This is a genomic window from Sorangium sp. So ce1504 (assembly GCF_051521635.1).
In the GTDB taxonomy this organism is placed as follows: Bacteria; Myxococcota_A; Polyangia; order Polyangiales; family Polyangiaceae; genus Sorangium; species Sorangium cellulosum_B.
Genome location: NZ_CP150365.1, coordinates 301,045 through 321,574 on the forward strand (window position 1 = coordinate 301,045; position 20,530 = coordinate 321,574).

16 protein-coding genes are annotated in these 20,530 nt (G+C 70.1%); 12 read left to right on the forward strand and 4 right to left on the reverse strand.

Features of this window, described 5'->3' with window-relative positions; all coding sequences use genetic code 11:
* Window positions 1-24: 24 nt before the first annotated feature.
* Entirely contained in the window at window positions 25-513 is a 489-nt protein-coding gene (locus tag WMF39_RS01170) for a hypothetical protein (RefSeq protein ID WP_437743715.1), read from the reverse strand.
* 110 nt (window positions 514-623) lie between these two features.
* On the reverse strand, window positions 624-2,507 hold the full coding sequence (locus WMF39_RS01175; RefSeq protein WP_437743716.1) for an FG-GAP repeat domain-containing protein: 1,884 nt from the start codon (window positions 2,505-2,507) through the stop codon (window positions 624-626).
* 126 nt (window positions 2,508-2,633) lie between these two features.
* Here WMF39_RS01175 and WMF39_RS01180 point away from each other — a divergent pair, with 126 nt between their 5' ends.
* Window positions 2,634-2,936, forward strand: coding sequence for a hypothetical protein (locus tag WMF39_RS01180; RefSeq protein ID WP_437743717.1), 303 nt, complete (start codon window positions 2,634-2,636; stop codon window positions 2,934-2,936).
* 20 nt (window positions 2,937-2,956) lie between these two features.
* Here WMF39_RS01180 and WMF39_RS01185 read toward each other — a convergent pair whose 3' ends face one another.
* Window positions 2,957-4,063, reverse strand: a complete 1,107-nt coding sequence (locus tag WMF39_RS01185; protein WP_437743718.1) for a BPSS1187 family protein — start codon at window positions 4,061-4,063, stop codon at window positions 2,957-2,959.
* A gap of 555 nt (window positions 4,064-4,618) precedes the next feature.
* The gene (locus WMF39_RS01190) at window positions 4,619-4,789 is read right to left on the reverse strand and encodes a hypothetical protein (RefSeq protein ID WP_437743719.1); all 171 of its coding nucleotides are present in this window, start codon (window positions 4,787-4,789) and stop codon (window positions 4,619-4,621) included.
* Window positions 4,790-4,979: 190 nt separating this feature from the next.
* Here WMF39_RS01190 and WMF39_RS01195 point away from each other — a divergent pair, with 190 nt between their 5' ends.
* The 11 genes from WMF39_RS01195 (at window position 4,980) to WMF39_RS01245 (ending at window position 20,324) form a co-directional block, all read left to right on the forward strand.
* Window positions 4,980-6,737, forward strand: coding sequence for a sigma-54-dependent transcriptional regulator (locus WMF39_RS01195; RefSeq protein ID WP_437743720.1), 1,758 nt, complete (start codon window positions 4,980-4,982; stop codon window positions 6,735-6,737).
* 51 nt (window positions 6,738-6,788) lie between these two features.
* The gene (locus WMF39_RS01200; RefSeq protein ID WP_437743721.1) at window positions 6,789-10,865 is read left to right on the forward strand and encodes a TOMM system kinase/cyclase fusion protein; all 4,077 of its coding nucleotides are present in this window, start codon (window positions 6,789-6,791) and stop codon (window positions 10,863-10,865) included.
* The gene (locus tag WMF39_RS01205) at window positions 10,862-11,746 is read left to right on the forward strand and encodes a BMA_0021/BMA_0022 family TOMM bacteriocin (RefSeq protein ID WP_437743722.1); all 885 of its coding nucleotides are present in this window, start codon (window positions 10,862-10,864) and stop codon (window positions 11,744-11,746) included. Before WMF39_RS01200 ends, WMF39_RS01205 begins: the two co-directional genes overlap by 4 nt.
* 215 nt (window positions 11,747-11,961) lie before the next feature.
* Window positions 11,962-13,128 (forward strand): amidohydrolase family protein, encoded by a 1,167-nt coding sequence (locus WMF39_RS01210; protein ID WP_437743723.1) that lies wholly within the window; start codon window positions 11,962-11,964, stop codon window positions 13,126-13,128.
* Between the two features lie 201 nt (window positions 13,129-13,329).
* A complete protein-coding gene (locus tag WMF39_RS01215) occupies window positions 13,330-13,857 on the forward strand; it encodes a hypothetical protein (RefSeq protein WP_437743724.1) in 528 nt (175 codons plus the stop codon).
* A 59-nt stretch (window positions 13,858-13,916) separates the two neighbouring features.
* A complete protein-coding gene (locus tag WMF39_RS01220; protein WP_437743725.1) occupies window positions 13,917-14,879 on the forward strand; it encodes a BMA_0021/BMA_0022 family TOMM bacteriocin in 963 nt (320 codons plus the stop codon).
* 21 nt (window positions 14,880-14,900) lie between these two features.
* Window positions 14,901-15,278 (forward strand): YcaO-like family protein, encoded by a 378-nt coding sequence (locus WMF39_RS01225; protein ID WP_437743726.1) that lies wholly within the window; start codon window positions 14,901-14,903, stop codon window positions 15,276-15,278.
* 17 nt (window positions 15,279-15,295) lie between these two features.
* Entirely contained in the window at window positions 15,296-16,450 is a 1,155-nt protein-coding gene (locus tag WMF39_RS01230) for an amidohydrolase family protein (protein ID WP_437743727.1), read from the forward strand.
* 140 nt (window positions 16,451-16,590) lie between these two features.
* Window positions 16,591-18,816, forward strand: coding sequence for a TOMM precursor leader peptide-binding protein (locus WMF39_RS01235; protein WP_437743728.1), 2,226 nt, complete (start codon window positions 16,591-16,593; stop codon window positions 18,814-18,816).
* 73 nt (window positions 18,817-18,889) lie between these two features.
* Window positions 18,890-19,207: a hypothetical protein gene (locus WMF39_RS01240; RefSeq protein WP_437743729.1), complete on the forward strand. Its 318-nt coding sequence runs from the start codon at window positions 18,890-18,892 to the stop codon at window positions 19,205-19,207.
* Between the two features lie 625 nt (window positions 19,208-19,832).
* Entirely contained in the window at window positions 19,833-20,324 is a 492-nt protein-coding gene (locus tag WMF39_RS01245; protein WP_437743730.1) for a hypothetical protein, read from the forward strand.
* The last annotated feature ends 206 nt before the right edge of the window (window positions 20,325-20,530 follow it).

The window sequence follows — 20,530 nt, forward strand, 5'->3', positions numbered from 1 at the left end:
CCGCCCGCCCAGAGCTCGCGCTCGTCAGGGCGCCAGCTTGCCGGGGACCTCGCCGCCGACGAGCGCCGCAACGGTGTCGAGCATTCCCTGCCTCCGCCGGTACCCGGCAGCGAGCTTCTCTCGCATCGCTCCCTGACCGAGCGGATGACCCGTATCGGGGTCGAGCGCCTTGAACCCGCGTTGGACAAAGAAGTCGATGTACGGCTCGAGCTCGTCGATTGCAGCGTCGACATCGCCCGGTGGATGGTTCGGGACTGCGATCGTAACGACGTTCTTCCAGAAGGAGACGGCGATCCAGAGGGCGCAGCCTGGGCGTTCCACCGTGATTCCGATCCCGCATGCCAGGTAGTCGGCGACGCTCATACCCGCGTCGCCGGCGAGATCCTGCGCTGCCGCCTCATGAACGATGGCCTCCTCAACGAACTCGCCGAACGCGCTCAGGAGCGCGTCTGCCCAGACGCGGTTCTTGTCGTTGCGATGCCAGATCGGCTTCTCCAGATCGATCGTGTACATGGCCGCCGGACCGCCCCATCGGAGACCGCTATCACGTAAGCACCGCGCAGACCGGCCTGCACGGGTCCACCCGCCACGCCAGATCGCGCCGATCTCGTTTACCACCCTCGTCAGACATCGTTGATCGTGATGCGCGCGCCCTGGGCGACGTCGTTGCGTGTCACCACGGAGCCGTCGGGGAACGTCACGCGGATATCGAGCGACGCCGCGGCCCCCATCCCGATGATCAGCGGGAGCTGGCTCTGCTGCCGGTTGCCCCACTGGCCGGCGCCCACCAGGTAGGTCGCCACGCGATCGGCCCCTGTATAGCCGCCCGCGCGGAAGTCGCCGTCTCCGTCGAGGTCCACGTCGACGCGCGCGCCGATCGCGTCGCGATCTTCCCTCACGTTCGCGTCGGTCGCATTGCCGTCGCGATCGGTGAGCACGCGGACGACCGCGTAACCCGGCGCGCGGCACGGCATTCCGGTCACGTCGCGGCGGTAGAGCGCCGTCGCCCCGAAGCTCGTGGTGAGGAGGTCGAGGTCGCCGTCGCCGTCGACGTCCGCGAACGAGCCGACCTGCTGCGCGGTGATCCCGAGCGAGGCGCCGGCGGCCGCGAACGTGCCCGCGTCGTTGCGGTAGAGCGTGCCGCCCGCGTACGCGTCGAGGTCGCCGTCCTGATCCCAGTCGGCCCACACGCTCGCGCTCATGAACGATCCGTCTCCGAGCCCGACGCTCTCCGCCATGGCGCCGGAGAACGGCGCGCCGGCGCCGGCATTGTAATAGAGCAGATCGTCCGCGTCCCCGTCGCGCACCGAGAGGAGATCGAGGTCGCCGTCGGCATCGATATCGATCCAGGTCGCGCCGCCCCAGCGGGAGCTGGCCGCCGGCGCGTCCTCGAGCCCCGCCGATGTCGCGACGTCCGTCCAGCTCGGCGATGTAAAGCGGAAGAAGCGGTTCCCGTTTCCGGTCGAGCCGGTGGCCATGTAGAGGTCGAGATCGCCGTCGGCGTCGGGATCGGCCCACGTCGCGCTGTCGCCCTGGAGGAAGGTGCTGAAGCGCGCGCTGTCATCGGCGAACGGCAGCGCACCGTCGTTCCGGAACATGGCGGACGTGCCGAACTCCGAGCCGAAGAACAGATCGAGGTCGTTGTCGCGATCGTGATCGATCCACACCGCCGGCCCGGGCGTCGTCGTCGTGAGCTCGAGGTTGGCCGAGAGCGCGACGTTCATGAACGTGCCGCTGCCGTCGTTGCGATAGAGCCGGTTCGGGATCGTGCCGTAGCGGGTGTCGTTGGCGACGAAGATGTCTATGTCGCCGTCGTTGTCGAAGTCGGCGGCGATCACCGGGTAATGCTCGGAGGTGGTGCCGAGATCTCTGATGCCGCGCGCGGCGGCGCCCTCCGTGAACACGCCCGCGCCGTTGTTGATGTACAGGCCGCTGCCGCGCAGGAACACGTCGGGGTCGCCGTCGTTCTCGACGTCGAGCCACGCGACGACCGAGCTGCCTGTCGTCGCCGGCAGCCCCGAGGCGGCGGTCACGTCGGCGAAGCGGAGGCCGCAGGTGACCGCGGGCCCATCGGCGCACACCCCCATCGTGCAGCCGCCGCACGCGCCGCTCGGGCACCCCGTGCACGCCGTGCCTTCCGGCGCGCGGTTCGCGATGCACTCGCCCGCGCCGTCGCACGTGTCGGCCGCGTCACACTCGCCGGCCGCGGCCGCGCACTCGGTCCCCGCTCGCCGCGGCTCGGCGAAGCACTCGCCCTCGATGCACACGCCGCGCATGCAGCCGCCGTCGAGGTGGCTGCAGTCCACGCCGGCGCACAGCGGCCCGCCGCCGTCGTTCCCGCCGCCGCCGTCGCTCCTGCCGCCGGTGCCCGCATCGCCGCCGCCGTCGTTGCTGCCGCCGCCGTTTCCGCCCCCGCCCTGGGGCTCTTCGCCGGAGAACGTCCTCGACTTCGCCGAGCAACCCACCGCGAGCAACGCCGCCGCGAGGGCGAGGAAAGACCGTTTCACGTTCGACCTCCGATCGTCACGCCCGCGGTCGCCGCGGGAAAAGCGATCCGGTCGAGACTACAGGCAGCGCAGGACGTTGTCGCGCACGAGCTGCCAGATGGGCTCAGGGAATGGGAGTTGCCCGAAGTGCCAGAGCCTGGAGCAGGCGCGCTGGGTCGAGCGCCGGATGGAGCGATACTGCCCACCCATTCGCTCTACGTGGTCTTCACGCTGCCATCGGCGCTGCGCGCCCTGGCGATGCACGATCGCGAGGCCGTCGTTGATATGCTCTTTGCCTCGGCGGCCGAGGCGCTGATCGAACTCGGCCGCGACGTGCGCCGGCTCGGGGTCACGAGCGTGCTCTCGCTGACCGACGAGGGGCTTCGCCATTACGAGTCGGTGGCGTGGGAGAGGGCCGGGAGCCCCGCATCGCGGTGCGCGGATCGCTAGCCTCGACGGGGAGCGCGACATCACGGCAGCGGCAAGCCGAACATCGCCTCGCAGACGGCGACGTGCGCGCCGCAATTACCGGAGGCTCCGTGGTCGCCGTCCTTGAGCGCGAGCCGGTGCGATCCACCGTACGGCGGCGCCGCGCCCGGGACGTCGACCTCGACGAGCTCGCCGGGGAGGCCGATGAGGTCGAATGCTTTGAGGTGATCCGGGTGCTGCTCATCGCGCTCGCCGGTCAGTCCGAACATGCGATCCACGGGCGTCGCCGACGGCTCCGACAGCCAGGTGGCGCTCACCGGGTTCGTGTCGCGCGGCCCGGCCAGCGACACCACCCGGTCGAGCCGGACGACCTTGCCGATGCGGGCGGCCGAGCTCGCGCCGTGCGAGTGGCCGCTGAAGATGATGACCGACCAGCGCGGGCTCCCGTCGTCTTCGAGGAAGTAGCCCCAGTCGCCTCGCGGGTGGACCTCTTTCAGGTGCGCGAGCGCCTTCGCCAGCCGCGCTTCGATGCTGTCGGCCCTTGTCACCTCGATGAGCGCGGTGTGGTCCTGACCGTCGAACGCCTCGAGCCGCGCGTCGCCGAACGTGTCCGGATCATTTTGAACGATGTTGTAGTCGTTCTTGTAGGCGACCGCGAACGCGTGAAAGCCGCGCGCGGCGACGAAGCGGGTGAGGTCGAGCGGGCCAGGAGGCTGGCTGCTCCCCGACAGCGTGACGACGAGCTTGCCCGCGAACCGCGCGACCCGAGTGTCGAGGAGGGCCACCTGCTCCAGGTCGCGGTCGGAGACCTCTGGATCGAGCTCGCTGGGCTTGAACCGGATCTCGCTGAGCTCGGGTGAGCTCGTGTCCACGTGCAGCTCGCGCGGCGCGCCGCCCGCGCCGCCCGCGCCGCCCGCGCCGCCCGCGCCGCCCGCGCCGCCCGCGCCGCCCGCGCCGCCCGCGCCGCCCGCGCCGCCCGCAGAGCCACCGACCCCGGAGGTCGCGGCGGCGCCGCCGGTCCCGGTAGTCGCGGTGCCCGTGGCTGCTCCGCTGCCAGCGCCCGGGGGGCCGCCGTCGCTCGACGAGCCGCCGCACGCCACGCACCCGAGCGTCCACCAGGCGCAACCGATCCACGCCGTGATCCGCATGCTCGAAACGTTACCAGATCATCTCCGGCGCACCGCGGTGGACGTGCCGGCTGGCGACGGCGGTCTCGCAGGGCGCCGCCGTCGCGTTCGCCGAGCTGGTGAGATACGCGTTCTCCCACGAGGAACCCCGGGCGCTTCACCGGCCTCGCCGTGGCGTGAGCGCCGATCCGTGGCGGCGGCTCGGTGACGGGGCCTCTCCGCGCCAGCGCCGCCACGCGCGCGTGAAGGAGGCCTGCTCGGCGACCCCACACGGGCGGCGATCTCGCCGAGCGTCAGCACCCCTTCGTCCAGCAGCTGCTCCGCGCGATCGCGGCGTACCTCGTCCAGCACCTCCACGAACGAGGTGCGGCTCAGCGAGAGTTTGCGCTGCAGCGAGCGCACGCTGAGCCCCAGCGCCGAGGCCACCTCGCCGAGGGGCGGCGTGTCGGGCAGGCGCCGCAGCGCAAGGGCGCGCACGGCCAGCAGCCGCGCAACGCCGCGTTCTACCGCAAGCACGGCTTCACGCTGGTGGACGAGAGCGTGGTGCCGGTGAGTGGGCTCCCGGTGCTCGTCTTCTCACGCCCGCTCGAGAAGACGAGGTGACGCCTGCAGGAGCTGGCGTCTTCTGGCTCCAGCACCGACGCCGAGCAGCAGCACCGGCGGCGCCACCTTGATCTCGCGCACCTCGATTCGCTTTTTCATTGCCCCGGCCGCATTGGACGGCATCCACGCATGGCATTCGGCCACCTCATGGCGCGTCCGGCTTTCGGACCCGCGGCGCCTCCCGTGGTCCCTCGGGCAGGACGCCGGCGCTGCCACGGCCTCCGAGGCGAGAGGGGGCTCGCGTCCCGCCGGGACGCAGCGCGTCCGCAGGAGACGCGAGCCTGTTCGTTCCACCTGGACCCGCCCCGGTTCTCCTGCTTTCCTGCTGCCTACCGTGACCGCATCCCGTGACGAGAGCTTCATCTCCCTCGTCCCCCGCCTCGTGTCGGCCACGTACTTTGACGAAGCTGCCACGGCGGTCCTCCAGGCCATGTTCACCTGCGTCGAAGAGGCGCTCGCCGACAGCCCGTTCGCCGGGCGCGCTCGGATCCTGCGTGGCGTGGTCCACCTCCGCCCCGAGGACAGCTACCAGCGCCTCTTCGGCATCGACCGCCTGAGCGGCGCGCGCATCGAAGGCACCGGCTATCTCACCTCCGGCAGCGTCTGGAGCTGGATCGAGAAGCACCGCTGTTCGGTCTCGATCGACGTCCAGCGCGCCTCGCTCCGCTCCTGGATGCCGGACGGGGCCATGGCGCTCCGCCACCCGCCAGCGGCGGCCGGCATGCCCGGCGACGCGACACGCGAGCGGATGCTCGGTCGCGACGCGACCCACGTCCATGTCGTCCCGCTGCGCGCGCCGGGCGGCAGCGTCGACGGCATGATCACGATCGAGGCGAGCTGCAGGGGGGCCGTCGGGCTAGAGCTCCCCTGGGCGGAGTGCCACGAGGAGCTGGCGATCCTCGCCAGCATCGCCGGGGCCTTCATCGCCGCCCGCGCGCTGCCGCTTCGCTCGGACGAGCCGGCGAGCCCGGACGAGTTCCTGCCGGTCGTCGGTCAGAGCACCGCGCACCTCGTCGAGCTGCTCCGCGCCTTCGCCCCGCGGGACGACACCATCCTGATCACCGGCCCGACCGGCGCCGGGAAATCCAGGCTCGCGCGCTGGTGCCACGAGCACTCGCAGCGCCGGGGCCAGCCCTTCGAATCGCTGGACCTCCTCGGCGTGCCCGAGGACCTGCAGATGGCCGAGCTGTTCGGCTGGAAGCGGGGCGCCTTCACCGGAGCGGTCAAGGACAACCCAGGCGCGGTCGCCCGCGCCGCGAAGGGCACGCTCTTCCTCGACGAGATCGACAAGCTCTCGCTCAAGGCCCAGGCGGGCCTCCTGCGCTTCATCGAGGAGCGCGCTTACCGGATGCTGGGCGATGACGGGGCGGGGGAGCGCCGCGCCGACGCGCGCCTCCTCGTCGGCACCAACGCCGATCTGCGCGCCGCCGTGCGCGCCGGCCGCTTCCGCGAGGACCTGTACTACCGCATCAACGTCCTGCCGGTGCGGCTGCTCCCGCTCGCCGAGCGGCTCGACGAGCTCCCGCGCTGGGCCGACTACATGCTGAACCGGCGCCATCAGGAGGCCGACGGCACGGGTACGGCGCGCTTCGAGCCCGACGCCATGAAGCTCCTCGTGTCCGCGCCCTGGCCGGGCAACCTGCGGCAGCTCGACAACATCGTCCGGCGCGCTTACGCGCTCCATCTCGCGGGGCAGAGCGGCCTCGGCGGCGATCTGGTGATCCAGCGGCGCCACGTCGAGCGCGCGCTCACCTTCGACAGCGACGCCGAGCCGAGCGCGCTGTCCAAGCTGCTCTGGCGGGCGGCGCTCAGCTTCGTGAACGAGGCCGAGCGACGCCGGGGCGGCAGCGCCCCGCTCCCGCTCGAGCTGACCGACGCCTTCCGAGGCATGGTCCTCGGCGCGGCGGTGCAGCGGACGGGCAACCGGGACGACGCCTTCACGCTGCTCGGCCAGGAGATGCTGCTCAAGAACCGCAACCATCATCGGACGCTGCGGCGCGAGCTCTCGCGGGTGCGCGAGGTCCTGGACCTGCTTGGAGGTGAGGTCGATCCGGATCTCCTGGCAGTGCTCGACGCCGACAAGGAGCCCTGAGGGAGCGGTGCCAGCGCTCTCCGAGCGCCTCCTGCGACCACGAGATCGATCATGCAGTGTTATGTCGCAAACGGTGCCGCGCTCGCGCCAGGCGCCACGTTCGACGGGCGTTACGAGATCCTGGCCAAGCTCGGCGAGGGCGGCTTCGGCGTGGTGCACAAGGCCCGCCAGCTCACCACCGGGCAGCCGATCGCCCTGAAGATCCTGCGCCTCGCCGAGCAGGGAGGCGTCGCGCAGGCCGACAGGCGGGTCACGCGCTTCCTGCGCGAGACGCGGCTCTGCGCCCAGCTTCACCACCCCAACCTCGTCCAGCTCGTCGACGCGGGGCAGGTGGAAGATGGGACCCTCTACGCCGCGTTCGCCTTCGCGCCTGGCGACAACCTCGCCGCCCTGCTCGAGCGAGAGGGCGCGCTCGCGCCGTCCGAGGCGCGGCACCTGATGCTCCAGGTGCTCGACGCCCTCGCGTGCGCCCACGCGGCGGGCGTTGTCCACCGCGACCTCAAGCCCAGCAACATCATGGTGATCCCCACGGGCGCCCGCCGCAACGCGCTGGTGCTCGACTTCGGGATCGGCGCCACGCTCGACGACGGGCGATCCACGCGCCTGACCGGCAGCCACGACGCGCTGGGCACGCCCGGCTACGGGGCGCCGGAGCAGTGGCGCGGCGCCGAGGCTTCGCCGCGCGCGGATCTGTTCTCGTGGGGCCTCGTGTTCCTCGAGTGCCTGACGGGCAAGCCAGCCTACGGCGGCACGGAGGCCGAGATCTTCTACCGGCTGCTCGGCCCCGATCCCGTCCCGATCCCCGCCGCGCTCGAGCGCCACCCCCTGGGCGACCTGCTCGCCCGCGCTCTCCGCAAGGACGAGGGCGCGCGCGATGTGACCGCCCGTGGGCTCTTCGAGGCGCTCGAGGCCTGCAACCTGCGCGGGCTCTCGCGCGAGGCGTTGCTCGGCGCCGGCGGCCCCCCGGCCAGCGCCGACACGCGGTCGCTCGCCTCGGCCGCGACGGTCGCCACGTCGCTCGACCGACGGAGGGCGCCCGCGCTCGACGGCGAGCGCCGGCAGCTGACGGCGCTCTGCTGTCACCTGAGGGCGCGCGCGGCCGCCGGGCAGGCCGCCGACGCCGAGGCGCTGGACGATCCCCTGCGCTCGGCGCTCACCCTCTGCGCGGACGTCGGGCGCCGGTACGGGGGGTACGTGGCCGCGGCGCTCGGCGACGATCTGCTTGTCTACTTCGGCTACCCCAGCGCGGCGGAGGACGACGCCAAGCGCGCTGCCCGCGCGGCGCTGGCGATGGCCGGCGCTGCGCAACCCGAGGACGCCGAGGACCCACGCAGCGCGGCGCCGGGCGTGCGGATCGACGTGAGCGTCGGCCTCCACACCGGCCTGGTCGTCGACGGGAATCTGGGGGATCTCGACGGCGCGTGCCTCGTCACCGGCGCCACCCCGCGGCTCGCCGCGCGGCTCGCCGCGCTGGCGCCGCCGGGAGCCGTGGCGGTCAGCGCCGCGTCGCAAGCGCTGCTGCGCGCCTCCTTCGACCTCGAGAGCGAAGGGGCCTGCTCCATCGAGGGAATCGCGGCGCCGGTGGAGACCTACCGCCTCGGGCAGGAGCACGGCGCTGCGGCGAGGTGGCCGACCCCCGACGGCTCGAAGGCGCCGCTCTCCGGTCGAGATGCGGAGATCAGGCTCCTCCTGGAGCGGTGGCGCCGCGCGTGCGAGGGGGCGGGCCAGTCGAGCCTCATCACCGGCGAGCCCGGCATCGGCAAGAGCCGCCTGGCGCGCGCGCTGCGCGATCGGGTAGCGCACGAGGACCACACCTTCCTCGAGGCGCGGTGCTCGCCCGCCACGCAAAACAGCCCCCTGCGCCCGGTGATCGAGCTCCTCGAGCGCGCGCTCGGGCTCGACCAGGAGCCCGACGCGGGCAGCACGATCGCGCGGCTCGAGGGGGAGCTCGCTGGCCACGGCCTCGCGCTGGCCGAGTCCATGCCGCTCTTCGTGCCGCTCTTCTCCCTGCCCCTCGGCGCCCCGTATGCCCCGCTCGACGTCTCGGCGCAGCGGCAGAAGGCGCTGACGCTCAAGGCGGTCGCGTCGCTGCTCCTCGCGATGGCCGACAGGCGGCCCGTCCTTCTGCTGGCCGAAGATTTGCATTGGGCCGACCCCACCACGATGGAGTTCCTCGCGGAGCTGGTTCGCGAGGTGCCCGCGGTCCCCATGTGCGTCCTCATGACGGCTCGCCCTGAGTTCTCACCGTCGTTCTCGACGGCCGACGTGCTGCTGCTCCCGCTGAGCCGCCTGGAGCGTCGGCAGATGGAGGAGATGCTCGCCGGGCTGGTGGGCCACAAGGCGCTGCCTCCCGCCGTGATCGAGCAGGTGACGGACCGCGCGGACGGGGTGCCGCTCTTCGCGGAGGAGCTGCTCCGGATGATGCTCGACGCGCTGCTCTTGGTGGAGCGGGACGATCGCTACGAGCTCACCCGGCCGCTCTCGAGCGCGGCGATCCCGGGGACGCTGCGGGCGCTGCTCACGGCGCGCCTGGATCGGCTTGCGCGCGCCAAGCAGACAGCCCAGCTCGCGGCGGCGCTGGGCCGGGAGTTCAGCCTGAAGGCGCTTTCGGTCGCGAGCCCGCTCGGCCCGGCGGCGGTGGCGGAGGATCTGGAGCGCCTGATGAGCGCGGGGCTCGTGCTGCGCAGGCGGCGGGGTAAGGAGGCGGTGGGGATGTTCAAGCACGCGCTGGTGCGGGACGCGGCGTACGAGTCGCTGTCCACCGGCGCGCGGCAGCGGATCCACGCGCGCATCGCGGAGACGCTGGAGGAGGGGTTTCCGGAAGTGGTCCGGACGCGGCCGGATCTGCTCGCGCACCATCACGCGGCGGCGGAGCAGAAGCGGGAGGCAGTGGGTTATGCGCAGCGGGCCGCAGAGCAGGCGCTGCAACGCTCGACCTACGCCGAGGCGATCGCGCACGCCGCAAGCGCGCTCGCGTGGGCCGAAGCGCTGCCAGGCGCGGACGGCGCCCTCGCGGAGCTGACCGCGAACGGCGTCCTGGCCCAGGCCCTGATGGCGACCCGGGGCTGGGGCGATCCAGAGGTCAAGGCGATCACCGATCGCTCGGCCAGCCTGCTGCAACAGCTCGAACAGGACAGCAAGCTCAGGGTGCCGACGCTGTGGTCGCTCTTCGCCTATCACCACGTGGCCAGCAACCGCCGGACGGCGCGCGCGGTGGCAGAGGAGCTGGTCGCCATCGCCGATCGCTCCCTGGACCGGGGGCTCGGCGCTGCCGCCGAAGCGCTCCACGCGGTCGCCCTCTTCGTGGACGGCGACCACGCGGACGCAAGGCGCGCGGCCGAGCGCGCGGTCGAGCTCTACGATCCCGATCTCCACCGGGACCACGGGGCGCGGTTCGGGCTGGACTCGCTTTCCCTGGCGAGGGCGTACGTGGCGCAGCTCTGCTGGTACTCCGGCGACACCGCTTCTGCCTTCGCGCTCGTCGAGAGCGCCCTCGAGTGGGCGCGCGAGGTCAGCCACGTGCCCTCCATCGCCCTCGTCTTGCTGTACGGGTGCATGATCCACCAGCTCGCCGGCGACCGGAGCGCGGTCGCCGCCCTGGCCGGAGAGGTCCTCGCCCTGAGCGCGAAACACGGGCTGTCTGCCTACGAAGGATACGCGGTGACCCTCCACGACTGGGCGATCGGCGACGAGCAGCGCGCCCGAGCGACCGTGGAAGGCCTCGCCCAGCTCGGGTGCAAGCTCGGCCTCTCGTACTATGGCTCCCTGGTCGCCGATAACCTGGCGGAGCGCGGCGAGCTCGACGCGGCCGTCGCCCGCATCGACCATTGTCTCTCTCTTTGCCGCGAGAACGACGAGCACTACCATGAGCCCCAGCTTTACCTTCGCCGGGCCATGGTCGAGGCGCGAAAGGATCCCGCGGCCGAAGGCGTGCGGGCGTCGCTGGAGCACGCGGCCCGGCTCGCGCGGCGTCATGCCATGCCGAGGATTGAAGCCCTGGCGACGTTGGAGCTGCTCCGGCGCTTCGCCGTCGCCGAGCAGCTCCGAGCCCGCCTCGACGAGCTTGTCGCGCTCCACCCTGGCCTGCGAGAGATCGAGATCGGCATTCACGAAGGAGAAACTCGATGAGCATGAGCACCTTGATGCGGTTTCGCGTGGCTTATCTGAGCGCGATCGCGGCAGCGTGGAGCGACGAGGCGTCCCGTACCTCGCTGACCGCCCGCCCCACCGAGACCCTGGCGTTTTTCGGCTTTGATTGGGCCAGCACGTCGTGGAACAACGTGTGCCGGCTCCAGATCGTGGACTACCGCGAGCCGTCGCTCGAGTGGACTGGCAGCGAGTGGATCTGGCCGCTGGCCCTGATAGAGAGCCTGACGATGCACCTGCCGCTCCAGCCCCCGAAGGATCCGCCTTCCGGGAGCAGCACAGCACCACCGGCCGTTCTGCTCGCGGACTATTACAGACAGCACGTGAATTTCTTCAGCGACGACTGGGGGGACCACTGCGCAAATCCCAACGATGGTGAATCTCTGGAGATCCCTCCCTACCATCCCGCATCGAGATCGGGTGATGAAGGGATGATTCGCCTTGACGCCGATCGCCCCGCCGGTGGCCTCATGTCCGGCGAACAGGAGTTCGCCGCGTTCAAGGTCGCGCTGCTCGGGGCGATGGCCAAGGGCTGGAGCAACCCGCCCTTCAGGCGCTTGCTCCTCGAGAGCCCCGCGGAAGCTCTTCACACCATCCGAGATTACAAGATGCCGTGGAAGATGAAGATCAAGATCAAGGAAGATCATGCGGGCTCATGGGGCGCTCGTATTCATCCTCCTCATCCTCTTGCTGGTGGTGAATCTATCGTCCTTCCTCCCAGTTCATGGTCCTGGACTGCTAGCCGCCGCCATGTGCTCACGCTCTGTCTGCCCAAGAGACCGACCCATTTCAGCGACGAACCGATCGCGCTCGCCGCATACAACGCCACGGGCGCAGCCTATCCGTTCACCTGCACTTCCTAGAACACCGATCGCGTTGTTCAAGCGAGAAATGAACCGCCAAGACGCCATGAGATGCCAGGATGCCATAAAATAAAAATATGTTGGCGTCTTATGGCGTCTTATGGCGTCTGGTGGTTCGAAATTCTGCGTTTCAGGCAGTTTTGGCCCGTTTGTCGCTCTAGCCGAGCGCGAGATGAACCCGGCCCCTCTGTTCGTCCAGTCGCGGAGAGCCAAGGATGCGAGATGGATTTCGGATCATCGATGTGGACCGTCACGTCCTCGAGCCCGTCGCCATGTGGCCGGAGTACCTGCCGGCGCGGATGAGGGAATACGCTCCTCGGCTCGAGCCCTTCGGCCCCCCCGAGACCCTGGCCGAGCGCCTGAATCGCCTGGGCGAGCACACGCTCCTGCCCACGCCGCTCATCCTCTGTGTGGCTGGCGTGCCCATCATGCGCGTCCCCGAGGCGGCGTACATCGAGGTCAGCCTCGTCGCCGAGCGTCGTCGCGAGCTCCTCGCCGCCGCGACGACGCCTCGGGGGCACCTCGCCGAGATGGACGCGACCGGCGTCGACGTCGCTGTCATGCTCCCCACGTACGCATCCTACCTGGTCAACGACGACTCGATCGACGCGGAGCGCTCGCGCGCCTACGCCCGCGCCTACAATCGATGGCTGGGCGATTTCTGCTCGAGCGCGCCTGCCAGGCTCCTGGGCCCAGCGCTCATCTCACGCCACGATCCGGAGGCCATGGTGGGCGATCTCGAGCGAGCGGTCCATGACGGCGTGCGCTCGGTGATCCTCCGGCCCAACCCGGTGCAGGGCCGCACGCTGAGCGCTCCTGCCTATGCGCGGTTCTGGGCCGCGTGCGAGCACCACGCGCTCACCGTCCTCCTCCACGAAGGCACGCACGCGCGTCTCCCCACGGCAGGGGCCGATCGCTTCCAGACCCAATTTGGCCAGCATGCCTGCTCTCATCCGATGGAGGCGATGATGGCGTTGCTCTCGCTGATCGAGGGCGGCGTGTTCGAGGCCTACCCGACGCTGCGGGTGGGCCTGCTCGAGGCGGGTTGCGGCTTTCTCCCTTACTGGCTCTGGCGGCTCGACCACATCGAATACGCGCAGATGCGCGGCGAGGTGCGCGGCGAGGTGCGCGGCCGGGTGCGCCGGCCGCCCTCCGAGTACTTCCAGCGGCAATGCTGGATCGCGCTCGAGCCCGGCGAGGCAATGCTCGATCGGGTGGTGACGGAGGTCGGCGCGACGCGGATGGTGTTCGGGACCGATTTCCCCCACCTCGACCATGGCCCCGGGATGGTCGACGAGATGATGGCGCTGCGGGGGGCCCTCGGGGATGAGGCGCTGCGAGCGATCCTCTGGGATAGCCCGTGTGCCTTGATGGGGGTGTAGGGGCCACGTCCGCCTGCGGCTCCAGGCAGGGGGCATCCGTCCGGATTCTGATGGGCCTGGGGGCGGCGCGCAGCCCACAACTCCACCGTCTCGCCGAGTACGGGGGCCGCGCCGTTCCTGATGATGGCGCTTGTGTGCCGTTTGACGCAGCTCCATGACTCGTTTCCTGATCCGAAGTTAACGCACACCAAGGAGTGATCCATGGGCACCGACACCAATTCATGGAACGGCGACGGCGGGAGCAGCGCCGCCCTCTTTCCCCACCTGCGCGCCGCCTATTCGCGGGCCATCGCTCATGCCTGGCGGGATTCGGACTTCTTGCAGCTGTTGGTCAAGGAGTCAACGGAGAACGAGCCCGGCGCCCCGTCCGGACCCGCGGACGCCATCGCTCTCAATTGCGAATGGTTCCCATCCATGCTCGGTAAGGCGACGGACGGGGTGCGCGAGGCGCCCGATGACTTCGCCGAGTTCGGAGTGATCACGGCCCGCATCCTCGCGCTGACGTGGTTCGATCAGGTCTTCGCAAGGAAGCTCTATGACGCGGAGGACGCTCGGCCCCTCGTGCGCCATCGGCACGGACTTCCCCACGTCGACCACGATCCCACGATCGTCGCCAGGTTGTTCGACGGCGGCGCGCCGCTCGCCGACGACGTGCTCCGGGCTGCCTTGTGGTATAACGCTGCGCGGCTCATGGGGCTCTTGGAAGCAGCGCGCCCGCGCGGTGCGTGAACCAGCGCTACATCCTCGGCTGCAAGAGATTGCGATAGACGGTCACGAAGGAGAGAATCATGGCATTGAACAAATTGATGGAGTTTCGCACGACGTACCTGCGCGCGATCGCAGAGGCATGGGCCGATCCGAACGGCTTTGGTAAGGAGTTGACCGGGAACAATCCCACCTCCGCGCTCAAGTATCGATTTGGCTATATCTGGCCGTGGCCAAGGACGTGCGAGCTCCAGATCGCACGAGCCGACGAGGATCTCATGTGGATCCGCGATGAGTGGGTCTGGCCCAGCGACTTGCTCGACTGCCTTACGCTGCGCCTGCCGCTCGTGCCCAAGTGCTCCGCAACTCGTCCAGGAGACGGTGGTCTGCGAGAAGATCTCCATCCGGACGACTACACGAGGGCGCTCGGCGATTATTACAAGCAGCGCCCGTCGCTGTTCAGCGATCACTGGAACCACGAGTACGATCAGCACGGGGTTCATGCACGCACTCAGGAGAAAGGGGGCGGGGCCGACCTTCGGGCGCTTCGGGCGGACCACGGGGAGCTGCAGCACCCCGGTCGCCGCGAGCGACTGCGAGAGCCCGAGGCGCGCCATCATGAGGGCGAACAGGCGGGTCAAGAGCGCGTCAGCATCCAGAGCGGCCCTCCGGCAGGAGGCTTCGTTCCCGACGACAACTCGTTCGCCGAGTTCAACGTCGTGCTGCTTGCGGCGATGGCCAAAGCCTGGATCGACGAGGATTTTAAACGGGCGCTCAAGATCGACCCTGTATCGGCGCTGCAAACCATCCGAGGCTACAGGCTACCTTGGAAATTGAGCCTGTGCGTCGAGGACGATGGCGCAGCCCGGTGGCATCCGCCGGGATCTCCGCTCGACAAGGATCATCAGTCATATTGGGATTCACTCCAGCCTCATGTGCTCAAGCTCTATCTGCCCACGAAACCGAGCGACTCGGCAAGCGAGCCTCTCGCCCTCGCCATATATAACGCCACGGGAGCAGAATATCCGTTCACCTGCTGCACGTGATGGATGGAGCCAGGACTGGTCATGGCCCCTCTCGATCTGAGCCAGGTGCTGGCGTTCAAGCCCACCTTGCGGGTCGAGCGCATGGATCCCGGCGTGGTCTTCCTGACCGGTGAGCGGGAGCGCTTCGTCCTCTCCGGCGCGCGCATGGCCGAGGTGGCCGTGCTCCCCGATATGCGCGCTGACATCCAGGAATGCATGAAGGCGGGCCTGGAGCTCATCGTGGTGGACAAGACCCGCCCGGATATCGGCTTGCATGTGGTCCAGGTGATCGTCCCGGGTTTGCGCCATATCTGGCCGCGATTTGGCCCGGGGAGGCTTTACGAGATACCGTGCGCGCTGGGGTGGCTCGACCGGCCGCTCGCCGAGGGCGAGCTCAATCCCGTCCCTCTGTTCGTCTAGCCGCCGAGGAGCTGAGGATGCGAGATGGATTTCGGATCATCGATGTGGACCGTCACGTCCTCGAGCCCGTCGCCATGTGGCCGGAGTACCTGCCGGCGCGGATGCGAGAAGTTGCGCCTCGGTTCGAGCCCTTCGGCCCCCCCGAGCCCCTGGCCGAGCGGCTGAATCGCCTGGGTGAGCACGCGCTCCTGCCCACGCCCCAGATCCTCTGTGTGGCTGGCGAGCCCGTCATGCGTGTCCCCGAGGCGGCGTACATCGAGGTCGGGCTCATCGCCGAGGGGCGTCGCGAGCTTCTTGCCGCCGCAACGACGCCTCGGGGGCACCTCGCCGAGATGGACACGACCGGCGTCGACGTCGCCGTCATGCTCCCCACGTTCGCGACCTACCTGGTCAACGACGACTCCATCGACGCGGAGCGCTCGCGCGCCTACGCCCGCGGATACAATCGATGGCTGGGCGATTTCTGCTCGAGCGCGCCCGAGAGACTCCTGGGCCCGGCGCTCATCTCACGCCACGATCCGGAGGCCATGGTGGGCGATCTCGAGCAAGTGGTCCATGGCGGCGCGCGCTCGGTGGTCCTCCGGCCCAACCCGGTACAGGGCCGCACGCTGAGCGCTCCTGCCTATGCGCGATTCTGGGCCGCGTGCGAGCACCACGCGGTCGCCGTCCTCCTCCACGAGGGCACGCACGCGCGCCTCCCCACGGCAGGCGCTGATCGCTTCCAGACCCACTTTGGCCGGCATGCCTGCTCTCACCCGATGGAGGCGATGATGGCGCTGCTCTCGCTGATCGAGGGCGGCGTGCTCGAGGCCCACCCGACGCTGCGGGTGGGCCTGCTCGAGGCGGGGTGCGGCTTCCTGCCTTACTGGCTCTGGCGGCTCGACCACGTCGAGTACGCGCAGATGCGCGGCGAGGTGCGCGACCGGGTGCGCCGGCCGCCCTCCGAGTACTTCCAGCGGCAGTGCTGGATCGCGCTCGAGCCCAGCGAGGTGATGCTCGACCGGGTGGTGAAGGAGATCGGCGCGACGCGGATGGTGTTCGGGACCGATTTCCCCCACCTCGACCACGGGCCCGGGATGGTCGACGAGGTGATGGCGCTGCGGGGCGCGCTCGGGGACGAGGCGCTGCGGACGATCCTCTGGGAGAGCCCCTGCGGCCTCATGGGGATGTAGGGGCACGGCCGCGTGCGGCTCCACTCCGCCCGGATCCTGATGGGTCCAGGGAGGCCCGGCGATCCCCGGCCATCCGGCGGTCGCTCTCCTCGAGCACGCCACTTGCACCTGCTCCTTGGCGGGTGAAAACAGGAACGACGATGGATCCTCTGGAATTGAGCCAGGTGCTGGCGTTCAAGCCCACCCTGCGCGTCGAGCGCATGGATGCGGGCGTGGTCTTCCTGATCGGCGAGCGCGAGCGCTTCGTCCTCTCCGGCGCCTGCGCCGCCGAGGTGGCCGCGCTCGTCGACGGCCGGCGCACGGTGCACGAGATCCTGCGCGCCGCGCGCGATCGGTTCTCCGAGCCCGAGACCCTGTATGCCCTGAGCCGGCTCGCGGCGCGTGGCTACCTGGTCCCCGCAACACCGGAGCTCCCCTCCGAGCACGCGGCGTACTGGCGCGGGGTGGGTCTCGACGGCAAGGCGGCCGCCGAGGCCCTGAGCCGGACCCCGGTGTCGGTCCTGGCCGTTGGCGAAGCCGCTCCCGCCGGGTGGATGACCGAGGCGCTCGAACAGGCAGGCGTGCGGATCGACGGCGAGGCGGCGGTGCAGGTGGTCGTGGCCGACGACCATGTGCAGCCCGAGCTGGCCTCGATCAACCGCCGTGCGCTGCGTGAAGGGACGCGCTGGTTCCTGATCAGGCCTGCCGGCGTCCAGCCGCTCATCGGGCCCGTCTTCGAGCCCGGCGCCGGCCCCTGCTGGGAATGCCTGGCGTTCCGGATGCGCCAGAACCGCCCGGTCGAGGAGCTCGTTCGCCGGCGCCGGGGGCACGAGGGCCACGTCCCTCCCCCCAGGGCGGCCACCGAGGCGAGCGTACGGACCGCTTGCGGGCTCGGCGCCTCGGCCATCGCCCGCGCGCTCGCCGGGGAGGATACCAGCTCTCCCCGGGCGCTCGGTGCCCGGGTGCTCGCCCTCGACCTGGCCACGTTCCAGATCACCGCGCACGCGGTCGTCCGGAGGCCGCAGTGCCCGGCGTGCGGCGATCCGGCGCGGATGGCGGCCGTCGGCGAGCGCCCGATCGACTTGCAGCCGGTGGAGAAGGCGCATTACGAGGACGGTGGATATCGCCGGCAGACCCCGCGCCGGACCTACGAGCGCTATCAGCACCTCGTCAGCCCGATCACCGGAGCCGTGACGTACCTCGTGCCGATGCCGGGGCGGGACACCGAGCTCCGCGCCGTGTACGCGTCCGGCTACCTGGCCTGCCCCCGGGAGGGCGTCCCGCGCACCAACGTCTTCGACAAGAGCTGCGCCGGCAAGGGGCGCAGCGCGGACCAGGCCAGGGTGAGCGCGCTCTGCGAGGCGCTCGAGCGATACAGCGGCGTCTACCAGGGGGACGAGGCGCGCGTCCGCGGCAGCAAGGACGAGCGCGGCGCGGCGGCGCTCTCGCCCGACGATCTGCTGAACTTCAGCGAGGCGCAGTACCGCGAGCGCGCTCACCTCAACGCGCAGGCAGCGGATCGTCGCCAGTGGGTACCGGAGCCGCTCGACGCCGGCACCCGGATCGACTGGACCCCGGCCTGGTCGCTGAGCAAGCGCGAGCGGCGCTACGTCCCGCTGGCCTACTGCTACGCCGAGGCCCCGGCCGAGAGCGGCACCGCGTTCTGCGGCCCCTGCGGCAACGGGGTGGCGGCCGGCACCTGCCTCGAAGAGGCCGTATTGCAAGCCCTGCTCGAGCTCGTGGAGCGCGACGCCGCCGCCATCTGGTGGTACAACCGCCTCTGTCGCCCGGCCATTGACCTCGACAGCTTCGGGGACCCGTACTTCGAAGCCCTCCAGGCGGACTATGCCCGGTTCGGCTGGGCCGTCTGGGTGCTCGATCTGACGCACGATCTCGGTATCCCCACCTGCGTCGCGCTCGCCCACGAGGCCCGGGAGGATCGATTCACCATCGGGTTCGGCTGCCACCTCGACCCGCGCCTCGCCGTGCAGCGATCGCTCACCGAGCTGAACCAGCTCTTCGAGCCCGGGGGCGCGCGCCGGGCGCCGTGGGACCTCGAGCGGTTGCCTGACCGCGCGCATCTCTTCCCCCACCCGGATCTCCCGCGGATCGAGGCCGGGAGCTTGCCCCGGATCTGCGGCCCCGATCTGCGCGCCGACATCCAGGAATGCATGAGGCGCCTCGACGAGGCGGGCCTCGAGCTCATCGCCGTGGACAAGACCCGCCCCGACATCGGCTTGCCCGTGGCCCAGGTGATCGTCCCAGGGCTGCGCCATTTCTGGCCCCGGTTCGGCCCGGGGAGGCTCTATCAGGTACCGTGCGCGCTGGGGTGGCTCGAACGCCCGCTTGCCGAGAGCGAGCTCAACCCGGTCCCTCTGTTCGTCTAGCCGCCGAGGAGCCGAGGATGCGAGATGGATTTCGGATCATCGATGTGGACGTCACGTCCTCGAGCCCGTCGCCATGTGCGACGACTCCATCGATGCGGAGCGCTCGCGCGCTTACGCCAGCGCCTACAATCGATGGCTGGGCGGTTTCTGCTCGAGCGCGCCTGCCAGGCTCCTGGGCTCGGCGCTCATCTCACGCCACGATCCGGAGGCCCTGGTGGGCGACCTCGAGCAGGCGGTCCATGACGGCGCGCGCTCGGTGGTCCTCCGGCCCAACCCGGCGCAGGGCCGCACGCTGAGCGCTCCTGCCTCTGCGCAATTCTGGGCCGCGTGCGAGCACCACTGGGATGGTCCGTGCGGGCTCCTGGGCATCGATCCCAGGGCAGGGCGGTGAGCGTGGGCGTCTGGCACTGAAGGGGCAGGGCTCCCGGCGCCTCGTTCGCCCTCGCGGCGTGGGTGGGTCTCCAGGCCGGTAAGGTCCGCGCGCTCCGCTGGGCGGACGTCAACCTCGACGAGCGCAGCGGCGGCCAGCCCTGGGGCGAGTACGGCCTCAACCAGGCCCTGAAGCGCACCATCCGCCGGGCCGCCTCGAGGACTCGTGGCGCCACCACGATTGCGCCGTCGCGCCGCCGGGGGATCGGCCCTCGTCAGCAGGACGTGCGTCAGGGCGGGACGCGCGGTGTCCTGCCGCGACGCAAGGTGCGGCACCTGCTCGAACGCGTCGGCCTCCGCCGCCCAGATCGCCCAGCGGCACGAGCTTTGCAAATTGGCAAATTGGCAAATACAGCAAATACAGCACGGCGAGCGGGAGCCACATCGCAACGACGAGCGTCGCGGGCGTGGCTGCGCTGCATGGGGCACGCCGCGCGCGACGCGGGGCGCAGCTCGGCCGTCGGCCGGGTGCCGCAATAAAAATTTCAAAAGGCTTTGCGCGGATGATCCCCGCACAAGGTGCCCTTCCCTCGAGGGGCGACACACAACCAGCCGCAACGAACGGCAACGAAACGAAGAGGTACATCATGCGTGAGATTACGTCCCGGGCAGCGACGTTCGGCCCCAACGTTTACCAGGTCAATTTCGGAGATCTCCTTACCATCAGTGGCTCGTACACGAATCAGCTCCCGATGGGCGCGTCCACGAACACGTATGCGTTCACGCTGACAGCGAAGAACACCACGAGCGAGTTCAACATCACCTCCGCCACCATCACCTTCGCGCCGAGCGTCGACAAGGATCTCAACGATGCTGGGTGGGCGCTCGGCCTCTCGAGCTCGGACTACGTCCCGAGCCTGAGCTCGAACAAGCTCCCGCTCAGCGTCGTCAGCAGCCCGCTGAGCCCGGGTAACTCGACGACGCTGTACGTCGTCTACTATGGCATCATCGCCGCAGGCAAGTACACGAACAACATTCAAGGGAACTGGACGATCACGCCTTCTCTCTCGCTCACGCTCGTTCCGATCGACGGGGCCACCGCACCCAATCCGTCGGACCTCGGCGGCCAGGTCAAATAGCTCGCCCCTGGCGCTCTCGTACTTCAAGGGGATCCGCGCCCGGCGTCGGCGGCCCGCGAGGTTCGCCGGCCCGGGCGAGGAGCCGAGATCAGAGGCAGCGCAGGACGCTGTCGCGCACGAGCTGCCCGATCGGCTCGGGGTCCCGCCCAGCCAGGGAAGCGGCGCACGTCTGGATGGCGACTTCCTATCCGCTGCACCACCGCGAT

What these genes read in the sequence shown, in the direction of transcription:
- WMF39_RS01245 (WP_437743730.1), top strand. Translation starts at nt 19,833, where the DNA reads ATGCGTGAGATTACGTCCCGGGCAGCGACGTTCGGCCCCAACGTTTAC.
- WMF39_RS01210 (WP_437743723.1), top strand. Translation starts at nt 11,962, where the DNA reads ATGCGAGATGGATTTCGGATCATCGATGTGGACCGTCACGTCCTCGAG.
- WMF39_RS01225 (WP_437743726.1), top strand. Translation starts at nt 14,901, where the DNA reads ATGGCCCCTCTCGATCTGAGCCAGGTGCTGGCGTTCAAGCCCACCTTG.
- WMF39_RS01205 (WP_437743722.1), top strand. Translation starts at nt 10,862, where the DNA reads ATGAGCATGAGCACCTTGATGCGGTTTCGCGTGGCTTATCTGAGCGCG.
- WMF39_RS01235 (WP_437743728.1), top strand. Translation starts at nt 16,591, where the DNA reads ATGGATCCTCTGGAATTGAGCCAGGTGCTGGCGTTCAAGCCCACCCTG.
- WMF39_RS01185 (WP_437743718.1), bottom strand. Translation starts at nt 4,063, where the DNA reads ATGCGGATCACGGCGTGGATCGGTTGCGCCTGGTGGACGCTCGGGTGC.
- WMF39_RS01170 (WP_437743715.1), bottom strand. Translation starts at nt 513, where the DNA reads ATGTACACGATCGATCTGGAGAAGCCGATCTGGCATCGCAACGACAAG.
- WMF39_RS01240 (WP_437743729.1), top strand. Translation starts at nt 18,890, where the DNA reads ATGTGCGACGACTCCATCGATGCGGAGCGCTCGCGCGCTTACGCCAGC.
- WMF39_RS01215 (WP_437743724.1), top strand. Translation starts at nt 13,330, where the DNA reads ATGGGCACCGACACCAATTCATGGAACGGCGACGGCGGGAGCAGCGCC.
- WMF39_RS01220 (WP_437743725.1), top strand. Translation starts at nt 13,917, where the DNA reads ATGGCATTGAACAAATTGATGGAGTTTCGCACGACGTACCTGCGCGCG.
- WMF39_RS01230 (WP_437743727.1), top strand. Translation starts at nt 15,296, where the DNA reads ATGCGAGATGGATTTCGGATCATCGATGTGGACCGTCACGTCCTCGAG.
- WMF39_RS01200 (WP_437743721.1), top strand. Translation starts at nt 6,789, where the DNA reads ATGCAGTGTTATGTCGCAAACGGTGCCGCGCTCGCGCCAGGCGCCACG.